The following is a 5,622-nucleotide window of genomic DNA, read 5'->3' on the forward strand; positions in this document are numbered from 1 at the left end:
GAGCAGGTAATATCTGTCTCTTCTTATAACTTTATTTTAGAAGCTCTTTTCTATGCAGCTTCATATTAAATTGGTATAACGCGATCGCTTTCAAGACTGCACTCCTATGCAATCGCGTCAAATATCGCCACTGTTTCAAATACCGGAATATACTCTACGCTATTGGCGAGATTTACCCTGTCGTAATTTGGCGAGAATCAAAACAGCTTGTCAACGTACTCTTGTAGGTCACTGCGTTTAACTCGCCAACCCTTGCCAATTACTTTGGCTTTTAACTCACCTGCCGTAATTGCGTCTCGCAGGAATTCTCTAGACAACCCAGTTAGCGCTTGTGCCTCTGCAATAGTCAGTAGTAGCTTATCAGCGATCGGCACTACTGGCTGATTGTCACCTCTGCCCAGCAGCCCTTCAATGATTGAGGACAATTTATCAATTACCCCAATCTCGCCAAACTCCGCAATCTCGCCAGAAGAACGCACTAATTTATCTGTCTGTGGCTGTTGCTCTGTCGTTATTTGGCGAGTTTCAAAGGCAGGTTTTACCGTCGGTTGGTTCAATTCTGACTTGAATGCTTCTAACTCTACAGGGTCAAAGTTGGCAGTCGGGCGAGTTTTCCCTTTCTCATACTTAACGCTGATTCGCCCTTGTTGTACGTAGCGCTCAAGCGCTCGAACGCTGACACCTAGAAAATCTGCTGCTTCCTGCTTATTCATAAATCTCGCCAAATATCGTAACTCGCCAAAATCCTATCAGTGATTGGCGAGTTTTGGCGAGATTGAGAAAACCATTATTCCTCAGCTGTGCCTACGCTATATCTCACCTAAAATATAGGACTAGGTGCTATACTTTAACGCAAGAGACTATAAAATGAAAATTTACAAAAACCGTACTTTTGACCGTTGGGCGCGAAAGGAAGGCTTAAATAATCTTAGTCTCTGTAACGCTGTAAACGAAATGGCAGCAGGGCTTTATGACGCTGACCTGGGAGGTGGACTGTTTAAAAAACGCATAGCAAAACCAGGGAAGGGTAAGAGTGGTGGATTTCGGACACTAGTAGCTACTAATAATGAAGATCGTTGGTTTTTTATTTTTGGCTTTTCAAAAAACGAACGCAGCAACATTGACAAAGATGAAGAAGAAGCTCTGAAAATGTTATCCAAGCAATTACTTGCTTATACACCAGAAGAACTTGAGCAAGCAAAAAATAGTAATGCGTTAATAGAGGTGATTTGTGATGCGTCAGAAAAAATCAGCGATTCTTGAAGCAGTTCATGAGACAGCAGAAGACCTACACAAAGCTGGGCTAATGAATCAAACTACATTGCGCGAATTTGAACACCTATGTCTACCTCCTATTGAGCCTCTAGAACCATTACAAATTAAAGAAATACGCGAATCATCTCAAGTTAGTCAAGCTGTTTTTGCACGTATTTTGAATATAAGTCCTTCAACAGTTCAAAAATGGGAAATAGGACAAAAGCGGCCTAGTGGAGCATCTCTTAAACTACTGCACTTGGTAAAAAATCGTGGTTTAAGCAGTGTGCTGCATTAAAATTTTTGGCTCGTTAAACTTACGGGTTATTCCTTTAATTTAACTTCTCAAAAACCCCAAACTAAGAAAATCCCAGCCTAAATTTCTTACTTTTATTTGTCAAAGCCTCATATATCAAGGTATTTGAGAGGCAATGCTGCATAATTATCTTGCGAAGTCGTGGCTATTATCAATAATTTTATAAAAATAGTAAAAAAAGCCCAGAGGTTTAAATAACCTTAACCTCTGAGCTTATTTTTAATCTTTATCTTTATTACTCGCAAAATAAAAACCCAAAGCAAAGCTGAGTAAAGTTACTTGAGGTGTGGTAGTTTGTGAAATAAGGTCTTTGATAGCAGCTTTGTCAACGTTAGGGTTAAAAGCTGTTAATGCCATCAATAGATAACTTGCTCCCAAAGTGCAACCAAACACTTTTGCCAAAAACATTGCCAACTTGCTACGAGTATCTTCCCTTTGGTTAGTAGATTTGGCTATTTGCTTAACAAGCTCATCAGCCGTTTTCTGACTAATAGGGACAGATGTAAGATAATCAGTTAGATCGAGTTCAGTATTAAGACTAATAGCTGTTTGCTGAGTCTGAATACCAGAAGCACTGTTTAGCTCTGGGGAGCCGTTGTTATTTACGTTGGGTTTATCCATTTGATAACTCTAGATGCGTTTACAATCTTCCAACGCTTGAGCTATCTAAAAAGCACCTCCCGGATTTCTCTGTTAGGTTTTTGAAGTAGCACTTTAGTTCCCTGCTGTCTCTCTTGTAATAAATATGCTTCCGTTGCAATTGCTTTACGGAGAGCTTCGTTTTGAGAAATACCTTGAGATTCAGCAAGAAACTCCAACATAGAGGCAGTATCGCCAGGTAAGCTGACAGACATACGCTTTACATTGGAAACGTTGGAAGCTTGTTCGCTAGTAATTCGAGTTGAAGCGGAATTTTGTCCAGTATCTAAGTAAACAGAGGGTTCTGTTTTAGAGATCATTGCTTTGTTTCTCCTGTTAAGAAAATTGAAGTGATTAGCGATTCAATTCATTGAGCTAGACCTCATTCACTTTATGTGATTGTCATGTAGCGACTGGTTTTTCAGTGGCTACCATGTCCTAAAATGAATCGCCATGCTTGAAATAAAATTTCTAAGTTTTTCTATGAGCTTATGAGCATCTTTTTTTCTATCAGCATCACCTCCTTAACAAGGATTTGTTGAATTTGAGTAGTAACGTTTACTACTAATTATTAGTCTACACTAAAAACATGAAAATGGTGCATGAAATACACCAAATTGGTGTAAAACAGGGACAAGATATACACTAACGGAGTTTCGATATCTTCTAAAGCCTTATATAGACTGACTTATAGTTGCTCTGAAGAGATTGGTAATCACATTACTGTCTTTAGCTCTGTTCCTTCCCTAGTAGAAATGTCGTCAAACTACCAATTCCCGACATTTCCGCTTACAGGATTTGTTGTCTAGAAAATTTTCGTGGGTAGCCACTATTAATTTAGCGATCGCAGTTGGGAACACTTATATAAGCGGTAATTGTTTTATCCCTGCTTTTATACGAGTTAAACGCTAATTAGTTTAGGACACCAGGAAAACCTGCAATGGTTAATGAGGAGCATTATGCTTGGCTGAAAAAAGGTGTGCAAGCTTGGAATAAGTGGAGAGATGACAACAGAGGTATAATTCCCGACTTCTTCGGTGTTGCACTCACGGGGGCTAATCTTAGTAGAGCTAACCTCAGCAGAGCTAACCTCATGATGACCATGCTCTGCGACGCTGACTTCAGCAATGCTAACCTCCAAGGCGCTAACCTCATCGAGGCGTACCTCCAAGGCGCTAACCTCCAAGGCGCTAACCTCCAAGGTGCTAACCTCCAAAGGTGCAAGCTTGTCGGTGCTAACCTCAGCGATGCTAACCTTTACAGACTTGACCTCAGCAAACTTGATCTCAGAGGACTTGACCTCAGCGGAGCTAACCTTAGTGAGGCTAACCTCAGCGAGGCTAACCTCAACGAGGCTAACCTTAGCGAGGCTGACCTCAGCAATGCTGACCTCAGTGGTGCTAACCTCAGCTATGCTGACCTTATGATGGCAAATCTTAGTGGGGCTAACCTTAATGGGGCGAATCTGTGTGAGGTTGACCTTAATGACGCTAACCTTAGTGGGGTTAACCTCTCCGAGGCTTACCTCAGCGAGGCTGACCTTAGATTCGCTGAGGTAAGCGAGGCTGACCTCAGCAAGGCTGACTTTAGTGGGGCAAATCTTAGTGAGGCTAACCTTAATGGTGTTAACCTGAGTGGGGCTAACTTGAGTTCTATTCAAGCATTAGGAACGGATTTTACAGGGGCAAAATTTACAGGTGTATGTTTGGAATATTGGCATACTAATAGTGCTACAAAGTTAAATGATATTGATTGCCAGTATGTCTATTTGAAAAGTGACAAACAAGAACGCCGTCCAAGTACAAGTAGTAGAGAATTTGCGCCTGGGGAATTTACCAAACTATTCCAGATAGCCTTAGAAACAGTTGACTTAATTTTTGCAGATGGCATTGACTGGAAAGCTTTTCTTCTCTCTTTTCAAGAACTACAGGATGAATATGGTCAGGAAAAGTTATCAGTTCAAGCATTTGAAAAGAAAAGTGGGAATGCATTTGTAGTTCGACTTGAAGTTTTACCAGAAACTAATAAGGCTGAAATTGAGTGCAGGATAATAGAGCTATATGAAGTAAAACTAAATGCACTTGAAGGAATATATCGTAAAGAATTACAAGCTAAAGATGAACAAATAATAATTTATAAAGAGCAGAGCGCAAGCATTATGAGTCTTGCCAAAGAAATGGCTGCTAGACCTATTCAAAATATTATTGATGTTAAAGTTACATCGAAGAGTAAATCTATGTCAGAATCTTATCAATCCAAGTACGACCAAAGAAATTCTAATAACCAGTTTGTAGACACAGCACAAACTGGTAGTAACTCGACGTTTAATCAATATAACTCATCAGAGCAAAAGAAAACCCTTGCTGAAACTGCTAGCGAAATTCAAAAACTCCTCAAGCAGTTAGAGGAAACCAACCCCACTGCTACTGAGCCTGAGAAAGTTACTTATATTAATGACGAAACTACGCCTAGTTTCAAGCGTCGTGTTGTTGGCGCATTCCAGGCAGGGGGTGAAACAGCGATTGATGAGTTTATCTTAGAAAATAAGTATCTTAAAGTTACAAAAGCAGCTATTAAAGGTTGGCTACAACCAAGTAGTTGACTAAGTTGGTATTACTAATGGCGTAACAACCCCCGTGCATCCGGTTGCCATGTAGAATCTGATCTTTACCATCAGGTTGGTATAGCCCATACCAGTCATCTTGCTTTTACCCTTCTGCCATCATTTTTTTAGCTTCTTCTAGTATTTCTCCATAAGAACTATAAATATTTATTTAAGTAGCCAAAAGTGTTAATTCACAAAGCACTGACAAAACTTTACGTGTAGCCAGTGCTTATAGGATTAAGTTAATTTTTAGTCAATTTTATCTAACGTTACTTTCTTCTATCACCATGTCTAACTCTGCTAATGTCGCACAAGTTTTTAGCACATTTGTCAACCTAACAAAGGAACTCAAGCCGTTTGTAAAAACAGATGACTTGAAAATTGCATTTGATAGTGAAGGTAAGGTTTATCTTATTGGGGATGACTTTCAAGAGCAAATTCATGCCAACTTTTCGTTGTGGCGTGAAGTTAGGAACGAAATAAGAATCTTGATTGCAAAACACCGTTCTCAGTATAAACCGGATGAAAAAACTAACCCTTAAATTCATGATCCATATCATATATTACTGCCATTATTTATGTCTATTTATAATATAAGTATTCATTATGCACTTTAATTTTTATTCCATCTTCAGTTTCAAGATTAACAGATACTATTTCTGGTTCGTGAGGTTCATCTCTGCTGAAAGACATTTCAACCTCTACTGAGATTTTTTTCTTTAGTTTGAAAACTTCTTCGGTATAGTCAAATATATAATATTTATCATCTTCTTTATCATAAGCAGTCATATCTGGATCAGGATAACTT

The 5,622-nt window shown here is 39.2% G+C and carries 8 protein-coding genes; 4 read left to right on the top strand and 4 right to left on the bottom strand.

Annotated features, from left to right (window positions below; genetic code table 11):
• Nucleotides 1-197 precede the first annotated feature (197 nt).
• Nucleotides 198-713, bottom strand: coding sequence for a helix-turn-helix domain-containing protein (locus tag GNF10_RS34530; RefSeq protein WP_185587726.1), 516 nt, complete (start codon nt 711-713; stop codon nt 198-200).
• A gap of 154 nt (nt 714-867) precedes the next feature.
• Between GNF10_RS34530 and GNF10_RS34535 the strand changes: the two genes are divergently transcribed.
• Together GNF10_RS34535 and GNF10_RS34540 are read left to right on the top strand one after the other, a co-directional pair.
• Entirely contained in the window at nt 868-1,263 is a 396-nt protein-coding gene (locus GNF10_RS34535) for a type II toxin-antitoxin system RelE/ParE family toxin (RefSeq protein ID WP_185587728.1), read from the top strand.
• Nucleotides 1,235-1,552, top strand: a complete 318-nt coding sequence (locus GNF10_RS34540) for a DNA-binding transcriptional regulator (RefSeq protein WP_185587730.1) — start codon at nt 1,235-1,237, stop codon at nt 1,550-1,552. The genes GNF10_RS34535 and GNF10_RS34540 overlap by 29 nt, the downstream gene beginning before the upstream one ends.
• 237 nt (nt 1,553-1,789) lie before the next feature.
• Here GNF10_RS34540 and GNF10_RS34545 read toward each other — a convergent pair whose 3' ends face one another.
• Both GNF10_RS34545 and GNF10_RS34550 read right to left on the bottom strand, forming a co-directional pair.
• The gene (locus GNF10_RS34545) at nt 1,790-2,191 is read right to left on the bottom strand and encodes a hypothetical protein (RefSeq protein WP_185587731.1); all 402 of its coding nucleotides are present in this window, start codon (nt 2,189-2,191) and stop codon (nt 1,790-1,792) included.
• Between the two features lie 41 nt (nt 2,192-2,232).
• Entirely contained in the window at nt 2,233-2,529 is a 297-nt protein-coding gene (locus GNF10_RS34550) for a hypothetical protein (RefSeq protein WP_185587733.1), read from the bottom strand.
• 620 nt (nt 2,530-3,149) lie between these two features.
• On the opposite strand from GNF10_RS34550, the gene GNF10_RS34555 reads away from it, so the two are divergent.
• Both GNF10_RS34555 and GNF10_RS34560 read left to right on the top strand, forming a co-directional pair.
• A complete protein-coding gene (locus GNF10_RS34555) occupies nt 3,150-4,811 on the top strand; it encodes a pentapeptide repeat-containing protein (RefSeq protein WP_185587735.1) in 1,662 nt (553 codons plus the stop codon).
• A 290-nt stretch (nt 4,812-5,101) separates the two neighbouring features.
• The gene (locus GNF10_RS34560; RefSeq protein ID WP_185593400.1) at nt 5,102-5,356 is read left to right on the top strand and encodes a hypothetical protein; all 255 of its coding nucleotides are present in this window, start codon (nt 5,102-5,104) and stop codon (nt 5,354-5,356) included.
• Between the two features lie 40 nt (nt 5,357-5,396).
• Here the strand turns inward: GNF10_RS34560 and GNF10_RS34565 are convergent.
• A partial coding sequence (locus GNF10_RS34565; RefSeq protein WP_221644702.1) for a hypothetical protein occupies nt 5,397-5,622 on the bottom strand: 226 nt, incomplete at its 5' end.

The organism is Nostoc sp. UCD121 (assembly GCF_014222285.1).
In the GTDB taxonomy this organism is placed as follows: domain Bacteria; phylum Cyanobacteriota; class Cyanobacteriia; order Cyanobacteriales; family Nostocaceae; genus Nostoc.